Annotated in this window: 20 protein-coding genes; 10 read left to right on the top strand and 10 right to left on the bottom strand. The window is 73.1% G+C overall.

The window, feature by feature from the left end; genetic code table 11:
• Positions 1-146: 146 nt before the first annotated feature.
• Entirely contained in the window at positions 147-1,841 is a 1,695-nt protein-coding gene (locus tag PUR56_RS26930; RefSeq protein ID WP_329950810.1) for an LCP family protein, read from the top strand.
• Between the two features lie 141 nt (positions 1,842-1,982).
• On the opposite strand, the gene PUR56_RS26925 is transcribed toward PUR56_RS26930, so the two are convergent.
• Entirely contained in the window at positions 1,983-2,654 is a 672-nt protein-coding gene (locus PUR56_RS26925) for an acyltransferase (protein WP_329950809.1), read from the bottom strand.
• 110 nt (positions 2,655-2,764) lie between these two features.
• Positions 2,765-3,805 (bottom strand): glycosyltransferase family 2 protein, encoded by a 1,041-nt coding sequence (locus PUR56_RS26920; RefSeq protein WP_329950808.1) that lies wholly within the window; start codon positions 3,803-3,805, stop codon positions 2,765-2,767.
• A 176-nt stretch (positions 3,806-3,981) separates the two neighbouring features.
• Between PUR56_RS26920 and PUR56_RS26915 the strand changes: the two genes are divergently transcribed.
• The gene (locus PUR56_RS26915) at positions 3,982-5,694 is read left to right on the top strand and encodes an LCP family protein (protein ID WP_329950807.1); all 1,713 of its coding nucleotides are present in this window, start codon (positions 3,982-3,984) and stop codon (positions 5,692-5,694) included.
• Between the two features lie 202 nt (positions 5,695-5,896).
• Here PUR56_RS26915 and PUR56_RS26910 read toward each other — a convergent pair whose 3' ends face one another.
• From PUR56_RS26910 to PUR56_RS43590, 4 genes are all read right to left on the bottom strand, one after another.
• Positions 5,897-8,467 (bottom strand): ABC transporter permease, encoded by a 2,571-nt coding sequence (locus tag PUR56_RS26910; RefSeq protein ID WP_329950806.1) that lies wholly within the window; start codon positions 8,465-8,467, stop codon positions 5,897-5,899.
• Between the two features lie 19 nt (positions 8,468-8,486).
• Positions 8,487-9,275, bottom strand: coding sequence for an ABC transporter ATP-binding protein (locus tag PUR56_RS26905; protein WP_380361762.1), 789 nt, complete (start codon positions 9,273-9,275; stop codon positions 8,487-8,489).
• Between the two features lie 379 nt (positions 9,276-9,654).
• Positions 9,655-10,209 carry an NADPH-dependent FMN reductase gene (gene ssuE, locus PUR56_RS26900; RefSeq protein WP_329882758.1) on the bottom strand — a complete coding sequence of 185 codons (555 nt, stop codon included), beginning with the start codon at positions 10,207-10,209 and terminating at the stop codon, positions 9,655-9,657.
• Between the two features lie 185 nt (positions 10,210-10,394).
• Positions 10,395-10,472 carry a putative leader peptide gene (locus PUR56_RS43590; protein WP_376098469.1) on the bottom strand — a complete coding sequence of 26 codons (78 nt, stop codon included), beginning with the start codon at positions 10,470-10,472 and terminating at the stop codon, positions 10,395-10,397.
• Positions 10,473-10,847: 375 nt separating this feature from the next.
• Here PUR56_RS43590 and PUR56_RS26895 point away from each other — a divergent pair, with 375 nt between their 5' ends.
• Positions 10,848-12,236: an LCP family protein gene (locus PUR56_RS26895; protein WP_329950805.1), complete on the top strand. Its 1,389-nt coding sequence runs from the start codon at positions 10,848-10,850 to the stop codon at positions 12,234-12,236.
• Positions 12,237-12,284: 48 nt separating this feature from the next.
• Complete coding sequence (locus PUR56_RS26890) at positions 12,285-12,779, top strand: hypothetical protein (protein WP_329882756.1); 495 nt, start codon at positions 12,285-12,287, stop codon at positions 12,777-12,779.
• 45 nt (positions 12,780-12,824) lie between these two features.
• On the opposite strand, the gene PUR56_RS26885 is transcribed toward PUR56_RS26890, so the two are convergent.
• Positions 12,825-13,445: a hypothetical protein gene (locus PUR56_RS26885; RefSeq protein ID WP_329950804.1), complete on the bottom strand. Its 621-nt coding sequence runs from the start codon at positions 13,443-13,445 to the stop codon at positions 12,825-12,827.
• A gap of 188 nt (positions 13,446-13,633) precedes the next feature.
• Between PUR56_RS26885 and PUR56_RS26880 the strand changes: the two genes are divergently transcribed.
• Both PUR56_RS26880 and PUR56_RS26875 read left to right on the top strand, forming a co-directional pair.
• Complete coding sequence (locus tag PUR56_RS26880; RefSeq protein ID WP_329950803.1) at positions 13,634-14,167, top strand: NUDIX hydrolase; 534 nt, start codon at positions 13,634-13,636, stop codon at positions 14,165-14,167.
• An 84-nt stretch (positions 14,168-14,251) separates the two neighbouring features.
• Entirely contained in the window at positions 14,252-14,776 is a 525-nt protein-coding gene (locus PUR56_RS26875; RefSeq protein ID WP_329950802.1) for a peptidylprolyl isomerase, read from the top strand.
• Positions 14,777-14,903: 127 nt separating this feature from the next.
• Here the strand turns inward: PUR56_RS26875 and PUR56_RS26870 are convergent, their stop codons facing one another.
• Positions 14,904-15,482 carry a TetR-like C-terminal domain-containing protein gene (locus PUR56_RS26870; protein ID WP_329950801.1) on the bottom strand — a complete coding sequence of 193 codons (579 nt, stop codon included), beginning with the start codon at positions 15,480-15,482 and terminating at the stop codon, positions 14,904-14,906.
• 97 nt (positions 15,483-15,579) lie between these two features.
• On the opposite strand from PUR56_RS26870, the gene PUR56_RS26865 reads away from it, so the two are divergent.
• Entirely contained in the window at positions 15,580-16,020 is a 441-nt protein-coding gene (locus PUR56_RS26865) for a DoxX family protein (protein WP_329882751.1), read from the top strand.
• A gap of 91 nt (positions 16,021-16,111) precedes the next feature.
• On the opposite strand, the gene PUR56_RS26860 is transcribed toward PUR56_RS26865, so the two are convergent.
• Both PUR56_RS26860 and PUR56_RS26855 read right to left on the bottom strand, forming a co-directional pair.
• The gene (locus tag PUR56_RS26860) at positions 16,112-16,606 is read right to left on the bottom strand and encodes a peptidylprolyl isomerase (protein ID WP_329882750.1); all 495 of its coding nucleotides are present in this window, start codon (positions 16,604-16,606) and stop codon (positions 16,112-16,114) included.
• A 107-nt stretch (positions 16,607-16,713) separates the two neighbouring features.
• Positions 16,714-17,352, bottom strand: coding sequence for a class I SAM-dependent DNA methyltransferase (locus PUR56_RS26855; RefSeq protein WP_329882749.1), 639 nt, complete (start codon positions 17,350-17,352; stop codon positions 16,714-16,716).
• A 63-nt stretch (positions 17,353-17,415) separates the two neighbouring features.
• On the opposite strand from PUR56_RS26855, the gene PUR56_RS26850 reads away from it, so the two are divergent.
• From PUR56_RS26850 to PUR56_RS26840, 3 genes are all read left to right on the top strand, one after another.
• Positions 17,416-18,027, top strand: coding sequence for an NAD(P)H-dependent oxidoreductase (locus PUR56_RS26850; protein WP_329882748.1), 612 nt, complete (start codon positions 17,416-17,418; stop codon positions 18,025-18,027).
• Between the two features lie 255 nt (positions 18,028-18,282).
• Positions 18,283-18,882 carry a hypothetical protein gene (locus PUR56_RS26845; protein WP_329882747.1) on the top strand — a complete coding sequence of 200 codons (600 nt, stop codon included), beginning with the start codon at positions 18,283-18,285 and terminating at the stop codon, positions 18,880-18,882.
• A gap of 50 nt (positions 18,883-18,932) precedes the next feature.
• Complete coding sequence (locus tag PUR56_RS26840; RefSeq protein ID WP_329882746.1) at positions 18,933-19,151, top strand: DUF397 domain-containing protein; 219 nt, start codon at positions 18,933-18,935, stop codon at positions 19,149-19,151.
• Positions 19,152-19,291 lie beyond the last annotated feature (140 nt).

The raw sequence follows: 19,291 nt of genomic DNA, 5'->3' as shown, positions 1-19,291 counted from the left end.
ACTCGATTTACCTGCGGAATTGCGGTGCGCGAACATGGCGGAGATCACACCAGGAACAATTCCCCCACCCGGCTCGTCTAGGGTGTCCGAGTCGGTCGCGCAATTCGCGAACCGCCGGTGGACCGGTCGGAGGGAGGGGAAAGCCCGTGCAGCAGGACAGCCACGACGTCGACCCCGCCGACCAGTGGGTGCTCGACCCGGACACCGGCCAGTACCGGCTCGACCCGGCCGCCGGCATCCCCGCCCAGCGCCGTCGTGCCCGGCCCGGACCGACCGCGGCGGACGGGGCGGGCGGGACGCCCGCGACCGTCCCGCACCAGGCCCGCACCGGCGGGCGCGCCGCCCACCGCCGGGCCGGCGCCAGGAAGCGCAACCGTCGCCGGCGGCTGCTGAAGTGGACCGGCGGGATCGGCGCGCTGGTCCTGGTGGCGGGCTGTGGCGGCGCCTACTACGCGTACCAGCACTTCAACAACAACATCACCGCCGTCAAGGTGCAGCTGGGCGACGAGGCGGAGCGGCCCAAGGCCACCAGTGACGCGCTCAACGTCCTGGTCATCGGCACCGACAGCCGGGAGGGTCTGGGCCGCGAGTACGGCGACGAGGGCAGCGCCGGGCACGCCGACACCACGATGCTGTTCCACGTGGCCAAGGACCGCAGCAATGCGACCGCGATCAGCATTCCGCGCGATCTGATGGTGGAAGTCCCGGAGTGCCGGACCGCGGACGGAAAGACGATCCCCGGCTCTGCGCGCACGATGTTCAACAACAGCCTCGGCCAGGAAGGCCGCGACCCGGGCTGCACCTGGAAGACCGTCGAGAAACTGACCGGGATCCGCGTCGACCACTTCGTGATGGTCAACTTCGACGCCGTGAAGACGCTCTCCACCGCCGTCGGCGGCGTCGAGGTGTGCGCGGCCAAGGACATCAACGACCCGGACTCGCACCTGAGGATGAGCAAGGGCCGGCACGTCGTCCAGGGCGACGAGGCACTCGCCTTCGTCCGCACCCGGCACGCCGTCGGACTGGGCGGCGACCTCACCCGGATCCCGCTCCAGCAGCAGTTCATCAGCTCGATGATCCGCGCGGTGAAGAGCAGCGACACCCTGACCAACCCGGCCAAGCTGTGGAAGCTCGCGGACGCCGCCACCAAGGCGCTCACCGTCGACTCGGGGATCGGCAGCGTCGACAAGCTGAAGGACCTCGCACTGGACGTCAGCAAGGTCGACACCGAGCACATCACCTTCGCCACGGTGCCGGTGGTGGACGACCCGGCGGACGAGAACCGGCTGGTGGCCAAGCAGCCGGACGCCGGGCAGCTTTTCTCGATGATCGGGAACGACCGGTCGCTGACCGGGACGGCCGCGCCCGCGACTCCGGAGACCGCACCCGCGGCCGGGGCACCGTCCGCCACCCCGTCGTCCGCTGCCGCGGCGGCTCCCTCGACGGCCGCGGCGGCCGCGGACGCGAAAAGCGTCCGGGTGACGGTGCGCAACGGCACCGGGACGCCGGGACAGGCACAGCAGGCCGTGGACCGGCTCCGGACGCAGGGCTTCGCCAAGGCCGCGACAGGTGCCAACGCCACCACCGTGCCGACCACCACGGTCTCCCACCCGGTCGGGAAGGCCGACGAGGCGGCCGCGCTGGCCACCGCGCTGGGCCTGCCGGCCGACGCGGTCAAGGCGGACCCGAAGGCGGGGGCGAAGGACGGGCTGGTGGTGGTGCTCGGCAAGGACCTGCCGACGGCCCAGGCCCAGGTCGGGACGCCGAGCGCGGTGCCGACCGAGGCGCCCAAGGACCTCCAGCGGGTCCAGGCGGACGACACCGACGTCTGCGCGAAGTAGCGCTCCTGCGGCCGTGTGGACCCGGACCTGCGCCAGGGTCCGCGTCCTGGCCCTCGCCCGGGTCCGCGCCCGGGTCCGCGCCTGGGTCCGTCGGGTTGCTCGGCGCTCCCGGAGTGCGGAGCGCCGGGGATGCTGCGGGTGTTACGGCTGATGTGGCGGCGGCGCTTCCGGGGCCGGGGCCGGGTCCGGCTCTGGCCCGGCGGGCGTGAGCACGCCGTCCGTCTCCCGGTACTCCTCACCGGTGCGCGGGCAGCGCCACCGGCCCTCGCCGGCTGGCTCCAGCGGCTCGCCGGCCCGGCCGACCCACTTGATCCGACGGGCCGGGACACCGGCCACCAGCGCGAAGTCCGGGACGTCCCGGTGCACCACCGCACCGGCGGCGACCAGCGCCCAGCGGCCGACCGTCACCCCGGCGACCAGGACGGCACGACCGCCGATCGAGCAGCCCCGGCGGAGCGTCACCCCACGGGCGTCCCAGTCGTCGCCGCGCTTGAGCCGGCCGTCGACGTCCACCGAGCGCGGGTAGAGGTCGTTGGTGAGCACCGCGGCCGGGCCGACGAAGACGCCGTCCTCGACCACCGCCGGCTCGTACACCAGCGCGTGGTTCTGCAGTTTGACCCGGTCGCCGATCCGTACGCCGGGGCCGACGTAGGCACCCCGGCCGATGATGCAGTCGGCGCCGATCACCGCGTCCTCACGCACCTGGGCCAGGTGCCAGACGGTGGTGCCGGGGCCGAGCACGGCCCGGTCGTCGACGTCGGCGCTGGCCTCGACCCGGGCAACGGCGGCGGACCCGCCCTCGACTGTCCCCATGGCGCCCGACGATAGCGCCGGGCGGGGGGACGGGAGGGCGGGTCCGCGGGATTGGCCGGATCACCGCACGGGGCGGTGGGGCGGTGGGGCGGTAGGGGCCGGCGGCGCGGTCAGCGGCGCTCGGCGACGACGTTGCCGGGAGACGGGGCGCTGCTGCCGATCACCTTGCGGGCCAGCGAGCGCGGCGAGGTGAGGAAGCCGAAGCCCCAACTGAGGTGCATGGTGGCGAAGGCCACCGGAAGCATCGCCTTGGCCTTGGCGGAGAGGCCGCGCCCCTCGACCAGCGCGCCGCCGGTGATGCCCAGCAGGTAGGCGCCGGGCGCCGCCAGGAAGGCCGGGTGGACGGCCGCGCCGAGGACCAGCCCGAGCACCACGCCGAGGAAGGCGGCCGGCGGGGCGAGGTAGCGGAGGTTGACCGAGCCCTTGTGGTACCGGGTGACCACCCGGCGCCAGCGGCCGTAGTCCTTGTACTGCTTGGCCAGCGCCCGGACGTCGGGACGCGGCCGGTAGGTGACGCGCAGCTGCGGGGTGAACCAGACCAGGCCGCCGTCCTGCCGGATGCGGTAGTTCAGCTCCCAGTCCTGGGCGCGCACGAACTCCTCGTTGTAGCCGCCGAGCCGCTCCAGCACCTCGCGCCGGAACACCCCGAGGTAGACGGTGTCCGCCGGACCGGCCAGGCCGCCGGTGTGGAAGGCGGCGTTGCCGACGCCGATCTTGGAGGTCATCGCGGCGGCGACCGCGTTCTCCCACTCGGTCTCGCCCTCGGCGTGCATGACGCCGCCGACGTTGGCGGCCTCCATCTCGCCGAGCAGCCGGACCGCCGTGGTGATGTAGCCCGGGGTCAGCAGGCCGTGGCCGTCGACGCGGACCACTATCGGGTGGCTGGAGCCGCGAATGGCGGCGTTCAGCCCGGCGGGCGTACGACCGGTGGGGTTCTCCACGGTGCGTACCCGCGGGTCCTCGGCGGTCAGTTCGGCGGCGATCTCCGCGGTGCGGTCGGAGGACGGACCGAGGGCGATCACCACCTCCATCGGGCCGGCGTAGTCCTGTTCCAGGATGTGCCGGACGGCCGTGCGCAGGTGTCGTTCCTCGTTGAGCACCGGCATGATCACGGAGACCGCCGGCAGCTCCTCAGCAGCCTTGGTGTTCATCGGGGCCAACCGTACCGGTGCGGGCGGGCCGCCGTCCTGTCCCGGTCCGGGCTGCTCCGCAGGCCCCGGGGTCCGGGGCGGCCGGAGGAACGTTTCACCGATCGAGGCCCACCGTACTCCCAGGCCACGGCGCGCCCTCACCCGGCCCGGGGGAGGGCGCCCCTACCATCCGAGAGATGCCCGTCTCCCCCCTCCACGCCCGGTCCGGGGCCCAGCCCCGACGGCACCGTCCATGGCCCCGCCGGCTGGCCACGGGCATCGCCCTCAGCGTCCTCGCCACCTCCGGCGGCGGCTGGGCGCTCCTGCACGGCCTCGGCTCGATCGACCGGGTGGACGCCTTCAGCAACGACCAGGCCCGGCCGGCCGACGACGGCTCCACCACCTTCCTGGTGGTCGGCACCGACGAGCGTGACGGCATCCCGGAGCGGACGCTCAAGGACGTGCTGCACGCCGGCGGCGAGTCCTGCCACTGCACGGACACGATGATGATCGTCCAGCTCTCCGGGGACGGTTCGCGGGCCACTGTGATCAGCATCCCCCGCGACTCCTACGTCGACATCCCCGCCCACCGGGACCGGGTCACCCGCAAGGAGGTCCCGGCCGGCAAGGGAAGGATCAACGCCGCGTACGGGCTGGGCGGGCCGCAGCTGACCGTCGCCACCGTCGAACAGAACACCGGGCTGCGGATCGACCACTACCTACAGGTGAACTTCGCCGGGTTCGTCTCCGCCGTGGACGCCGTCGGCGGGGTGCGGGTCTGCACCGCCAAGCCGCTCAAGGACGAGTACTCCGGCCTCGACCTGCCCGCCGGCACCAGCACCCTGGACGGCGCCGGGGCACTCAAGTACGTCCGGGCCCGGCACCTGGACGGCAGCTCCGACCTGGGCCGGATGCACCGGCAGCAGAAGCTCGTCGCCCAGCTGCTGCACCAGCTGACCAGCGGCGGCACCCTGCTCAGCCCGGTCCGGCTGGCCCGGGTGACCGACAGCGTCCTCGGCTCGGTCAAGGCCGACAAGGGCCTCACGGCGGACGACCTGATCACCCTGGCGACCCGGATGAAGGACCTCACCGCCGGGCGGGCCGACTTCGCGACCGTGCCGCTGTCCGCGGTGGACCACCAGGTCCCCGGGTGGGGCTCGACGGTGCTCTGGGACCGGGCCGGGGCGCGGGCGCTGTTCGACGCGGTACGGGCCGGACGGCCGCCGACGGAGGCGACGGCCTCCGCCGCGCCGTCCGGCGCTTCCGGACCGGCCGCGGCGACGCCGCCGGCGACGCCCACGGCGGTGCCGGCCGTCGCCCCCGAGCAGGTGCACGTCCAGGTGTTCAACGCGGCGGGGGTCGCCGGGCTGGGGGCCCGGGCCGACGCCGATCTGCGGCGGGCCGGTTTCGCCACCACCGGTGCGCCGTCCAACGCCCCGGTCGGGACGGCGGGCGGACGGAGCGTGATCCGGTACGACCCGCGCTGGGCCGAGTCGGCCCGGACGCTGTCCGGCGCGCTGCCGGAGGCCGAGCTGACGCCCGTCCCGGGGCTGGGGCCGACGCTGCAGGTGTACGTGGGCGGGGACTACCCGGCGGCCGCAAGCCCGCCGCCCGCAAGCCCCTCGCTCGGGAGCCCGCCGCTCGGGAGCCCGCCGCCCGCAAGCCCCTCGCTCGGGAGCCCGCCGCTCGGGAGCCCGCCGCCCGCAAGCCCCTCGCTCGGCGCGAAGACGGTGAGTCCCTCGGTAGTGAGTCCCTCGGTAGTGAGTCCCTCGGTAGTGAGTCCCTCGGCGGCGGTGCCGGCACCGCCGCCGCCTGCGCCGACCGCCCAGGCACCCGGCGCGGGCACCGGCGCGGCGGCGGCCGACACGGCCGCGGGGGCCGGGCGGGCGAGCGACATCATCTGCCCCTGAGTCGGGCCCGAACCGCCACTCCCCCGCCCCCGGAGGTGCGCGGGAGGCAGGGAAGCAGGGCAGCCGCGGACGGACGGGAAGGGGCAGGGTGCGCATCGGCACCCTGCCCCTTCCTGCCGGGCGTCCCCCCGGCCCCCCGACCGGGGGGACGCCCTCGGGAGTCCGTCCGGGGTCGGACCGGTCCGACCCCGGACGGACCGGGTCAGTCCGTCGCGATGGCCGAGAGGACGTTCATCCGACCGGCCCGGAAGGCCGGGACGAGGGCGGCCAGCAGGCCGATGACCACCGAGGCGGCCAGCGTGGCGACGATCGTCCCGACCGGGACGGCGAGCGCCTCCAGCCCCTGCGACTTGAGCACCTGCTGGCCGGTGATCCCCCAGGCCAGGCCGAGGCCGGTGCCGAGCACCGCGCCGAACAGCGCGATCACCACGGATTCGAGGCGGATCATCCGGCGGAGCTGGCGGCGGGAGAGCCCGATCGCCCGGAGCAGGCCGATCTCGCGGGTCCGCTCGACCACCGAGAGCGCCAGGGTGTTGACGACGCCGAGCACCGCGACCACGATCGCCAGGCCGAGCAGGCCGTAGATCATGTAGAGCAGGGTGTTGACCTGCTCCTGGACGAGCTCCTTGTAGCCGGCCTGGTCGCGGACGGAGGCCTGCGGGTACTCCTTGAGTGACTCCTCCAGTGCGGCGAGCGTCTTGGTGACGTCCGCCCCGGAGACGGCCTTGCCGAAGAGCACCGCGTCGACCGGCAGGTCGGCGGCCGGGACCGCCTTCGTCACGGCGGCGAGGTCGGCGAAGGTGGAGCCGTCGAAGAGCGAGTTGCCCTTGGTCATGACGACCCCGACCGGCAGCGACTGGGTGCGCCCCTTGCCGTAGTCGATCCTGACGGTGTCGCCGACCTTGAGGCCGTGCTCCTTGGCGTAGTCCTCGCCGACGGCCAGCGAGCCCTGCTTGAGCGACTCGGCGGTGCCCGCCTTGACCGGCAGGCGGAAGTCGTCGGCGAAGGTGGCGGAGACGGCGGAGATGCCGTCCTCCGTGGTCCTGCCGTCCGGCGTGGTGAAGACCGCCGGGAGGAACTTCTGCTCGGTGACGTGGTCCACGCCCGAGGTCTTCCGCACCGCGTCGACCATGCCCGGGGTGATGCCGGTCTGCCCCGCCGAGATGATGTAGTCGGCGCCCACCGAGCGGTCGATCTGCTGGTTGGTGGACTCGATCACCGACGAGGTGAAGACCGAGGCACCGATCACCAGCGCCAGTCCGATCATCAGCGCGGCGGCCGTGGCGCCGGTCCGCCGCGGGTTGCGCATCGCGTTGCGCTGGGCGAGCCTGCCGGACGGGCCGAACAGCGAGGGCAGGAACGCCCCCAGCACCCGGACCACGGTGGTGGCCAGCAGCGGGCCGAGGACCACGAAGCCGACCAGGGTGAGGAACACTCCCAGGCCCAGGTACTGGCCGCCGGTGGCGGCCTTCTCCGCCTTCGCGGCCAGGACCAGCAGGCCCCCGCCGCCCGCCGTCAGCACCAGGCCGAGGACCGCCCGGACGGTGTTGGACCGGGCCTCGGCCGGGGTCCCGTGGTCGCGCAGGGCGGCGATCGGCGCGATCCGGCTGGCCCGGCGGGCCGGGATCCAGGCCGCGAGCACGGTGATCACGATGCCCACCGCGTACCCGGCGAGCGGGACGTTCAGCCCGATCTTCAGGTCCGAGGCGCTGAGGTGCATGCCGGCGGCGTTCATCAGCTGGATCAGGCCGACCGCGAGGCCGAGCCCGGCACCGATGCCGAGCGTCGAACCCACCGCGCCGAGGAGCAGTGCCTCCACCAGCACCGAGCGGTTGACCTGGCGGCGGCTGCCGCCGACGGCACGGAGCAGGCCGATCTCCCGGGTGCGCTGGGCGACCAGCATCGAGAAGGTGTTGATGATCAGGAAGCCGCCGACCAGCAGCGAGACACCGGCGAACCCGAGCATGGCGTACTTCATGAAGTCCAGGAAGGACCCGACGTCCTTGGCCCCCTCCTCCTTCTGCTCGGCGGCCGTCTTCGCCTGGTAGCCGCCGCCGAGCTTGGCGAGGGCGTCGGCCTTGAGCTGGTCGTCGGAGCGGCTGCCGTCGCCGAACAGCTCGACGGAGGTGTAGGCGGCCTGCCCCAGCAGGAGGCCCTGCGCCGTCGGGGTGTCGAGGAAGGCCAGTGCCGCGCCCGGGTTGGTGGTCCTGAAGGTGGCGATACCGGCGATGGTGAGGTCGTGCTTGCCGTCCGCGGTGAGCACGCGCAGCTTCCCGCCGAGGGCGAGACCGGCCTTCTTCGCCGTGTCGGCGTCGAGCACGACCTGGTCGGCGCCCTGCGGCGCGTGACCGGAGGTGATCTCGACCGGGTTGCGCGGGGTGTCCGCCCAGTTGCCGGTCATCGTCGGGGCGCCGTTGGTCGGGCCGACCTTCTTGTTGGTGGCCGGGTCGACCAGGACGGCGTTGGTGACGAAGATCTGACCGATCGCGGACTTCACGCCGGGAACGACGGAGACCTTCTGGAGGGTGTCGACGGGTATCGTCCGCGCCTTGCCCCGGGCGTCGTCGTCCTCCTCGCCGAACTCGGCCTTGGCCGGCTGGACGGAGAGGTCGGAGGCGGTCGAGGCGAAGAGCTTGTCGAAGGTGCTGGTCGCGGTGTTGGAGAACACCAGCGTCCCGGAGACGAACGCGACCGACAGCACGACCGCGACCAGGGAGAGCAGCATCCGGCCCTTGTGGGCGAAGAAGCTTCTGAGTGACGTCTTGAGCAGCATGGTCCGGTGTCCCCCGCGCTCAGCTGGTGCGCTTGCCGTCGAAGCGGCGCATGCGCTCCAGGACGGAATCAGCGGTCGGGGCGTACATCTCGTCGACGATCACGCCGTCGGCGAGGAAGAGCACGCGGTCCGCGTAGCCGGCGGCGACCGGGTCGTGGGTGACCATGACGATGGTCTGGCCCAGCTCGTCGACCGAGCGGCGCAGGAAGGAGAGCACCTCGGCGCCGGAACGGGAGTCGAGGTTTCCGGTGGGCTCGTCCCCGAAGATGATCTCCGGGCGGGCGGCCAGCGCCCGGGCCACCGCGACGCGCTGCTGCTGGCCGCCGGAGAGCTGGGTCGGGCGGTGCTTGAGGCGGTCCGCCAGGCCGACGGTCTCCACCACCCGGTCGAGCCAGGCGGCGTCCGGCTTGCGCCCGGCGATGTCCATCGGGAGCGTGATGTTCTCCAGCGCGTTCAGTGTCGGGAGCAGGTTGAACGCCTGGAAGATGAAGCCGATCTTGTCCCGGCGCAGCTTGGTGAGCTGCTTGTCCTTCAGGCCGGTGATCTCGGTGTCACCGATCCAGATGCGTCCCTCGGTGACCGTGTCCAGCCCGGCCAGGCAGTGCATCAGGGTCGACTTGCCGGAGCCCGAGGGCCCCATGATCGCGGTGAACCGGCCGCGCTGGATGTCGACGTCGACCGCGTCCAGCGCGGTGACCCTGGTCTCGCCCGAACCGTAGGCCTTGGTCACCTGACGCGCCGAGGCGGCGGCGGCAGGGGCACCGCCGGGAAGCTGGGGGTCGTACACGGCTGCTGCTGCCGTCGTCACGTGCGTCTCCTAAGAAGTGGGCCCACCCGTTGCCCCCAGCCTCGTCCTCACCACCTGCCCTGCGACATCGCGCAGGGGATAGTTCTTGACCGGGAGTTAGCCCCACCCTCCCGGTGTACCGGAAGCCCGGACCCGACAGAGGCGGGCCCGTTTCGGACGGGTGGGGACAGGAACCACGTTAGGAGTCGGGGCCCACCGTCCTCGTCATCCGACGGGAGGAAGAGGCCCAACCGTAGTTGTACGGGGCGCGGCACCCCTCCCCCTAGGGGTAGCCGCGCCCCACCTCAGGGTGGGCCCGTACGGGAACGCTTCTGACGCTCGGTCATCCCGTTTCGGTTCGCATCCGCACCGGCCGCGGGGGGCGGCCCGGGACGCCCGGTCAGGAGGCCAGGACCGGCGTGGCGAGCCGCTCCAGCGCGGTGGCGAACCCGTCCACCACCGGGCGGAGCAGCACGTCCGTCTCACGCTCGATCACGGTGGCGCCGTCCTCCCGGACGGTGATGTGGCGGTCGAGCACGAACCAGCCCTGGGTGATGTGACCCGCCCCCATCGAGCTGAGCACCGGACGCAGCGCGTAGTCCACCGCCAGCACGTGCGCGGTGGAGCCGCCGGTGGCGAGCGGCAGGACGGCCTTGTCCCGGAGCGCGAACTGCGGCAGCACGTCGAGCAGCGTCTTGAGCAGGCCCGAGTAGGCGGCCTTGTAGACCGGGGTGCCGATCACCACGCCGTCGGCCTCGGCGAACAGCTCCAGGGCGGCCACTATCTCCGGATGCGAGAAGTCGGCGGTGAGCAGGGCGTGCGCCGGGAGGCTGCGCACCTCGAAGGGGACGACGCGGTGGCCGCGCGACTCCAGCTGTGCGTCCACGTGGCGCAGCAGGCGGGTGGTGCGGGAGGTGGCGGACGGGGAGCCGGAGACGGACAGGACGGTGGCCATGGGTTCACCTCGGGGAGGAAGCGGGCGGAACTGCGGGCGGCACGGCACCTCGGCGGCGTCGGACCCACCGGCCCGGCGGCGGGCCGGACGGACGGCGGGCCGGGCGGGGCAGCGGTCAGCGCGCTGCGCGGGCAGCGTCGAGAAGGGGGAGAAGAGGAGGGAGTGGCGGGTTCGACGGTCGAGCGTCAGCCACAACAGAGCGAACAGGACACACGCAGAAGGTCGACGTGACGCCGACGCGTGAGGGTCCATCGCTGATCCATGGCATTCATGCAAACACGCAGCGTTCCGGACGGTCAAGGATCGTCCCGGCAGCCGAACACCAGGTGAGACGGATGGTGAGACGGCAGGTGCGGCGGGTGGCGGCCCGGAGGCCCCGCGGACTGTGCGGCGGACGCCCCGCGAGCGGCTCGGCGGGCCCCGCGGAGGACGGCGCGGCGGGGCCGGACGGTGCATGGCGGGCGAACGACCGGTGCGCGGCGCGGCGGTGGCGTGCGGTGGCGGGCCGGGCACCCCGCGTACGCCCGTCCGGGACCTTGCCGCGGAACGATCCGGCGCGTGCATCAAAACTGCTACAAGGGTCCTGGTGAGGGCCCCGGGGGGAGTCACCGCACCCGGCGTCGGGCATCCTCTCCCACATGAACACGTGGCAGGAGGGCCGCCCCGGTGGCGGCGGGAACTCGTACGGCAGCGGCAACGGTGGCGGTGGCGGCGCGTACGGGCAGAGCGGTGGCGGCGCCCAGGCCGAGCCGCCGCTGCCCTCCTCGATGAACCCGCGCGGCCCGGGCGCCCCGGCGCCCCGGCAGCCGCAGTCCCCGCCCCAGCAGTACGGGCAGCCGGCGGGCGGCGGGCGGCCGGGCGGCGGTCAGCCGCAGCCGCCCGGGTACGGGCCGGCCCAGGGCTACGGCCGGCCGCAGCAGTACGGGCAGCCCGACGGGCGACCGGGGGTACCCCCGCAGGGGACGCCCGGCGGCCCCGGCGCACCCGGGGGGCCGATAACCCCCGGCGGCTCCCAGCCGCCCTCGGCCGCCCGTCCGTCGCGTTGGCCGCGGCGCCGGATCGTCAAGTGGTCGGTCTTCGGCGTCCTGATCGCGCTGATGGTCACGACCGTCTCCACCTGGTTCTGGGCGGACTCCAAGCTCAACCACGAGAACGTGCTCGCCGACTACCCCGGCCGCCCCGCCGCGGGCAAGGGCACCAACTGGCTGATCGTCGGTTCCGACAGCCGCAACGGCCTCTCCGACTCTCAGGAGGAGGACCTTCACACCGGTCACGCGGGCGGCAAGCGCAGTGACTCGATGATGGTCCTGCACGTCGGGGAGAACGGGAACACCCTGATGAGCATCCCGCGCGACTCGTGGGTGCCGATCCCGGACCACCCGGGCGACAACGGCAAGACCGTCAAGTCCGCTCCCGCGAAGATCAATTCGGCCTTCGCGCTGGGCGGCGGGAAGCTGCTGGCGCATACCGTCGAGATGAACACCGGCATCCGCATCGACCACTACGCCGAGATCGGCTTCGCCGGCTTCGTGGGCATCGTCGACTCGGTCGGCGGCGTGGACATGTGCATCGAGCAGGACGTCAAGGACAAGGACTCCGGCCTCGACCTCAAGGCCGGCTGCCAGACCCTCAGCGGCACCCAGTCGCTGGCCTTCGTCCGCCAGCGCCACCAGATGGCCGACCAGGACCTCGGCCGGATGCGCAACCAGCAGCAGTTCCTCGGTGCCCTGGCCAAGCAGGCGGCCTCCCCCGCCACGGTGCTCAACCCGTTCACCTTCTACCCGCTGGTCTCCTCCGGCCTCGGCACCCTGATCGTCGACGAGGACGCCGGACTGACCGACCTCGGCTCGCTGTTCCTCGCGATGAAGGACGTCAACGGCGGCAGCGGCAAGAGCATCACCGTGCCGATCGCCAACCCGGACTTCAGGACCAGCACCGGGGAGTCGGCGGTCAAGTGGGACACCGCCAAGGCGAAGCAGGTCTTCGAGGCCTTCAAGAACGACACGGCCGTGCCCGAGGTCAAGTGACCGCGGGTCCTGCGTGACGCCGTGTAACGCTCCCGACACAATGGGTGGATGTCTCTCGTCACCGCGCTGATCTACCGCCGCCGTCACCGCCTCCTGGGCCGCCTGGTCCAGGAGGCGCTCGCCGTCTACGGGATGGAGGTGCCGGCCGCCGCCGAGATCGGGCCCGGCCTGGTCGTCTTCCACCGCGGCTTCGGCACCGTCCTGCACCCGTACACCACGCTCGGCTCGGGCGTGACGCTGTACAACGGCGTGACCGTCGGCCGGGCCGACCCGTGGGTGCCGCAGGAGCTGAGCCCGATGCGCCGCGTGGTGGTCGAGGACGGCGCGGTGCTCTGCGCGGGCGCCAAGGTGGTCTGCAAGGAGGGCGTGCTGACCGTGGGGGCGGGCACCGTCGTCGGCGCCAACGCGGTGCTCACCCGTTCCACCGGCCCGGGCGAGGTCTGGGCCGGCGCCCCCGCCCGCAAGGTGGGGACGCGGGCGGGATGGGACGGTGAGCGACCGCGCGTGGCGCCGCAGGCGGTGGCGGCGGTGACGGGACCCTAGGCGCCGGCGCCCGGTGACCCGGCGGCGCGGACCGGACCGGACCGATCAGGGGACGACGATCTGCCGGAGGTGGCCCGTGGCGCACTCCGCGTACCGCTGGACCGGCTCGCCCTCCCCGTCGCACCCCTCCGTCTCGCCGGCGAACCCGTAGTGGATCTCCGGCCCACCGGCGCCGCCGGTCCACCAGGCATCCGCCAGGTGCACCACGAGGGTGGCCGGGTGGTGCGGCTCGGGGCGCTCCAGGACGAGCTCGCGGAGGGTCTCGCCGGGCCGGAAGGCGATCACCGTCTCGCTGGTCCGGATCCGCGCCCGGCCGTCCCCCCGGTCACAGGCCCAGTAGGCGGCCACCTTGACGTCCAACCGGCCCTCGACGCTGCCCTCGCCCGGGCGGACGTACTCCTCCTCGGGCACCCAGCGGGCGTGGTTGCGGATGTCGTCCGGCCCGAACCACTCCGCCCAGGTGACCCAGTAGCCGGCGACCCGTTTGAGCGTCATGCCCTCGCGCACGATCCGCACCGGGATGCGGGTCAGGTTCGCCGGCTCGTCGACGAGCAGCACGCGGCCCTGGCGGTCGACACGGGTGCCCCTGTGCGCCTCGAAGGACAGGACGGTCACCTGCTCGAACGTCACCTCGGCGTCGTCCCTGCGTCGACTCGACTGACTCATGGGTGGAACCACCTTGCCGGAGAGCTGAGTTGGTCGGCAGCGGGCACCCCGGAACCGGTGATCCACCCGCGCCAGGGCAGCCTACGGTGCACGGACGGTCGCGATCCGTGATTCCGACGAACCCGCCCGAACCGGTCGGTGCGCGGCTATTCTGCGCGTGCACACCACGTGGAGGAGGTCGGTCCCGAATGGGCGACGCACACTGGCGGGAGCTCCACCGGGAGCCGATCCACAGCGCGTACGGACGCGGCACGGACCGGGTGACCTTCGCCCTCCCGGACGGCCGCGAGGGCGTCTACCACCTCGCGAACGAGTACTCGGCCGCCACCGTCGTCGCCCTGACCCCGGACCGGCGGATCCTCCTGACCAGGCAGTTCAGGCCCGGCCCGCAGGCCCTGCTGTACGAGCTGCCGGGCGGCGTGGTGGAACCCGGCGAGGCGCCGGAGCACGCCGCGTCCCGCGAACTCGCCGAGGAGACCGGCTACCGGGGCACCGTCGAACTCGCGGCCGCCGCCTGGCACGACGCCTACTCCAACGCCCGCCGCTACGCCTTCGTCGCCACCGACTGCACCCCCGCGTCCCGACCGGCGCCCGACCGGGACGAGTTCATCGAGGTCGCAACGATGCCGCTGGAGGAGTTCAGGGCCACCGTGCTGCGGCGCGGGCTGCTCACCGACGTCGGGCCGGCCTACCTGGGCCTGGACCACCTCGGGTTGCTGTAGGCCGATCCAGCGGAGCTCGCCGGAGGGCCACCGGGCCGTGGCAGGATCGGGCGGACGTTTCCCCACCACTCCCGGAGGCATCCCGTGGCCGAGCAGCTGTACGCCGTCCTCAAGACCAACCACGGTGACATCACCGTCAAGCTCTTCCAGTTCCACACCCCGAAGACCGTGCGCAACTTCGTCGAACTCGCCGAGGGCGCCCGGGAGTGGACCGATCCGGCGACCGGGGAGCCGAGCACCGCCCGGCTCTACGACGGCACCACGTTCCACCGGGTCATCCCCGGCTTCATGATCCAGGGCGGCGATCCGCTCGGCACCGGCACCGGCGGTCCCGGCTACTCGTTCCCGGACGAGTTCCACCCCGAGCTCTTCTTCACCAAGCCCTACCTGCTGGCGATGGCCAACTCGGGCCCCAACTCCAACGGCTCGCAGTTCTTCATCACCGTCCGCGCGACCCCGCACCTGAACCGCAAGCACACCATCTTCGGCGAGGTCGCCGACGAGGCCGGCCGGAAGGTCGTCGACTCCGTCGCCGCCACCCCCACCGGCCCGGGCGACCTCCCGCTCGACGCCGTGGTCGTCGAGTCGGTCGTGATCGAGCGCCGCTGACGTCGCACCGTCGCCGCGCGACGACGCTCCGACGACGCACTCGACTTCGCGCTCGACGGCGCGCGGGCGGCCCGCCGAAGGCTCCGGAGCGGGGGGCCGACCCGTCCGGCCTCCCGCTTCCCGCCCCCTACGCCGGGCGGGCGAACACCAGCTCCAGCACCGCCCGCGCCAACTCCTCGACGTCCGCCTCGCCCCGGCTCTCCGGCAGGGCGCCGTTCAGCCAGAGGGCGGCGAAGCCGTGCGCCAGCGACCAGGCCGCGATCGTCGACAGCCGGTCCGCGCCCCCCGACGGCGACAGCTTCCGGCCACTCGCCGCCAGCACCGCGCCCGCCCGCTCCCTCGCCGCGGCCATCTCCGGGTCGTCCGCCCGGTACAGCTCCGGCCGGAACATCACCTCGAAGTACGCCCGGTGGTCGACCGCGAACCGCACGTACGCCACCCCCGCCCCGAACGGGTCCCCCGCCGCGCGCTCCAGGCTGTCCGCGAACAGCTCGAACCCCTCCGCCGCCACCGCGGTCAGCACGCCCGCCTTGTCGCCGAAGTGGTGCGCCGGCGCGGCGTGCGACACCCCCGCCCGCCGTGCCAGCTCGCGCAGGCTCCACCCCGACGGCCCGGACTCGGCGACGGCGGCCAGCGCGGCGTCCAGTACCGCCCGCCGCAGGTTCCCGTGGTGGTAGCCCGGTCGCTCCTGGTCGGTCGTCGCCATGTCCGTTCCTCTCCTGGGTGATCCCCCACCTTATCTAGTCATTGACAAGTTTACCTCCGGGGGGCAATCTTTCCAGTGACAAGATTGGAGTCCGACCATGGCCCCCCTGATCGCGCTCGTCGGCGGCTTCGCCGTCCTCCGCCTGCTCGGCCTGATCGCCGTAGACGGCCTCGACGCCTGGCAGCCCGCCGTCCGCGGCGCCCTGGCGCTGATGTTCGTCACCACCGGCGTGCCGCACTTCGTCCCGTCCTGGCGCCGCCAGTTCGTCGCGATGGTCCCGCCGGCGCTCCCCGCCCCCGCGCTGCTCGTCACCGTCACCGGCGTGCTGGAGCTGGCCGGCGCCGCCGGACTCCTGGTGCCCCCGCTCGCGCCCTTCGCCGCCGCCGGACTCGCCCTGCTGATGCTCGCGATGTTCCCGGCCAACGTCCACGCGGCCCGCCACCGCCTGACCCTCGCGGGGAGGCCGGTCACCCCGCTGCCCGCCCGCACCGCGCTCCAGGTGCTCTTCGTCGCCGCAGCCGTCGCCGCAGCCGTCTGACGGGCCGCGCGGGGCCGGCCGGGCCGGAAAAAGCGCGGACGCGGCCCGCATGGTGCGGGCCGCGTCCGATTGCGGTGAAAGGGACCGGCCCCTACTCCACGATGCCGGAAGCGGCGATGGTGACCTTGGCCGACGGGCGGCCGCTGGCCGAACCGAGCGCCTCGATCGTCTTCACCAGGTCCAGGCCCTCGACGACCTCGCCGAAGACGACGTGCTTGTCGTCCAGCCAGTTGGTCACGATGGTGGTGATGAAGAACTGCGAGCCGTTGGTGTTCTTGCCCGCGTTGGCCATCGAGAGCTGGCCCGGCTTGGTGTGCTTGAGCTTGAAGTTCTCGTCCGCGAACTTCTCGCCGTAGATGCTCTTGCCACCGGTGCCGTCACCACGGGTGAAGTCGCCACCCTGGAGCATGAAGGCCGGGATGATGCGGTGGAAGGACGAGCCCTCGTAGCCGAAGCCGTGCTGGCCGGTGGCCAGCTCGCGGAAGTTCTGGGCGGTCTTCGGGACGATGTCATCGAAGAGCGTGAAGACGATGCGGCCGGCCGGCTTGTCGTCGATGGTGATGTCGAAGTAAACGTTGGAACCCATGCAGGGATCATGGCATGTCGCGCGCCCGGGCGCGCGGCACCCCCCGGAGCCCGGGCACGCCGCGCAGGGGAGAGGGACGCGCCTCGGGCCGGTCCACGGGCCGTGCCTCAGCCCGGCCTGTGCGCGAGCAGGAACGCCTGCGGGGTCTTGTCCTCGCCCACCGGCTCGCGGACCAGGCGGGCGGCGACCGTCAGGCCCGCCCCGGCGGCCAGTGCCGTGACGTGGTCGGGCTGCCGGCGGCGGAAGTCCAGGACCACCGGGTGGCCGAACGGCCGGTCGACACGCAACGGCCGGTCGCCGACCTGGAAGGCCAGCAGGAGGTGGCCGCCGGGCGCGAGGACGCGGTGGAACTCGGCGAAGACCCGGGGCAGGTGCTCCTCCGGGGTGTGGATGATCGAGTACCAGGCCACCGCTCCGGCCAGCTCGCCGTCGGCGTAGGGGAGTTCCAGCAAGGAGCCGACCTCGAACCGGAGCCCGGGATAGGTGGCCCGGGCCAGCTCGACCATGCGCGGGGAGAGGTCGAGGCCCGAGACGTCCAGGCCCAGCCGGGCCAGGTGATCGGTCACCCGGCCCGGTCCGCAGCCGAGTTCGACCGCCCGGCCGTCGCCCACCAGCTCGGCGAAGGCCGCCAGCATCGCCCGGTCCAGCGGCTCGGCCGCCAGCTCGTCGCGGTAGCGGTCGGCGTAGTCGACGGCCACCGCGTCGTAGAACGCCCGGGCCGCGGTCAGGAACTCCGGTTCGGTCATGGTCCCCGACCCTATCGGGGCTAGCATCGCCGCCAGAAACAACCGGCCTAGGGGAAAAGGGACATGATGCGGATCGGGGTCTATCTGGCGCACCCTCGGACGGGCAGCTTCAACCACGCGCTGTTCGGGGCCGTCGTCGACGAGCTGCGGGAACGGCGCGGCTGCGAGGTCGTCGCGCACGACCTGTACGCGGAGGGGTTCTCCCCGCTGCTGACCCCCGAGGAGACGGAGACCGTGGCCGAGCACGGGCCGCAGCGGCCGGGGGCCGGTGATCCCCTACTCGCCCTCCACCGGGCCGAGGTGGCCGCCCTGGACGCGCTGGTCCTGATCCACCCGAACTGGTGGGGCATGCCGCCCGCCGTGCTCACCGGCTGGGTGCAACGGGTGCTGGTCCCGGGAGTGGCCTACAAGCTGGGCACGGCGGACGGCGAGCCGGTCGGGCTGCTGCGGGCCGGACGGGCACTGGTGCTGAACACCTCGGACACCCCGGAGGACCGCGAACGCGAGGAGTTCGGGGATCCGCTGCAACGGATCTGGGCGGCCTGCGTCCTGCCGTACGTGGGCGTCACCGACGTGCGCCGGCGGGTGTTCCGCACCGTGACGGACTCGTCCGACGACGTCCGCGCGCAGTGGCTCCGCCAGGCGCGGCAGGAGGCCGCGGCGCTGATCGGCTGAGGCCGGCCGGAGGAACCGTGCGTCGCGCGTAGACGGCGGACCGGGGAGTGACCGTCCGGACCGGGACGTCCGGGTACCGGTGTGCGCGGGCGTGCTAGAACCGGCATCGGGTGTGAACGCTCACCCTGCACCGCACCCCGGCACCACCGCGTCACCGCGCAACCCCGCGCCCGTCCGTGGCGCGTCGTGCCACCCGTGCCACCTGCGTCACCCGTGCGATTCCGTGCAACCCCGGCCACCCAACAAGGGAGACCCATGTTCACCGCACACGCCCCCCGCCGCGCCCCCGTGCGCCTGCTGCTCGCCGCCTTCGCCGCCCTGGCGCTGCTGCTCTCCGGCGCCGCCGCCGCGACCACCGCCTCGGCCACCACGACCGGGCTGGACGGCGCCTGGGCCTGCTCCGTCCCGTCCGGGTACACCTACGACCAGGTGTCCATGAACCGGACCTGCAGCTCCGGCAGCTGGAACGCGCCGCAGTTCCACCTGCGCACCCCCGTCGACGGCCTGACCGCCTGTACCAGCGCGCCCGGCTTCGTCTACGACGCCATCACCTGGGGCAGCGCCTGCAGCCAGCAGCCCGGCGTGACCTCCAACGCGTACCGCCTGCGGACGCCGTACGACGGCCTCACCGCCTGCATGGGCACCCCCGCCTTCACCTACGACCTGATCACCTACACGAGCGGGTGCAGCCTCAACCAGGGGACCCAGGCCACGACCTTCCGGCTGCGCAAGCCGGTCAACGGCCTCTGGGCGTGCCAGGTCCCGAACGGCTTCACCTACAGCGCCACCACCCAGAACTGGGACTGCAGCCACATCCAGGGCGTACCGTCCACCAAGTTCCTGCTGATCGGCTGAATACGGCCGTGGGGGCGGGCCGCCCGGCGGACGCCCGGTAGCCTGCCCCCATGGAGAACGACACGACGCCGGACGCCGAGCCGCTGCACTGGCAGAAGGGGACACTCGACCCCGACGCGCCCGTGCCCTGCCTGGAGATCGCCGCCGACGGGGACCTGATCCGGCTCCGCGAGTCGGACGCCCCCGCGCTCGTCGTCACCACCAGCAAGGCGAAGCTGCGCGCCTTCATCCTGGGCGTGAAGGCGGGCGAGTTCGACCACCTGGTCTGAGCTTGTGATTTATCCGGTGCGGCGGGGTTTGGTGCCGACCTTGTGATGAGCCGGTCGGCGGTAGGGCTCGCCGGTGGCCAGGAGCAGGCCCACGTCGTAGCGGTTCGCGGGGCGGCGGTTCTTGGAGCCGGGCGGGCGCC

The organism is Streptomyces sp. BE303, assembly GCF_036290945.1.
Classification (GTDB): domain Bacteria; phylum Actinomycetota; class Actinomycetes; order Streptomycetales; family Streptomycetaceae; genus Kitasatospora.
The sequence above is the reverse complement of the archived record's forward strand: the minus strand, read 5'-3'. Positions and strand labels throughout refer to the sequence as shown.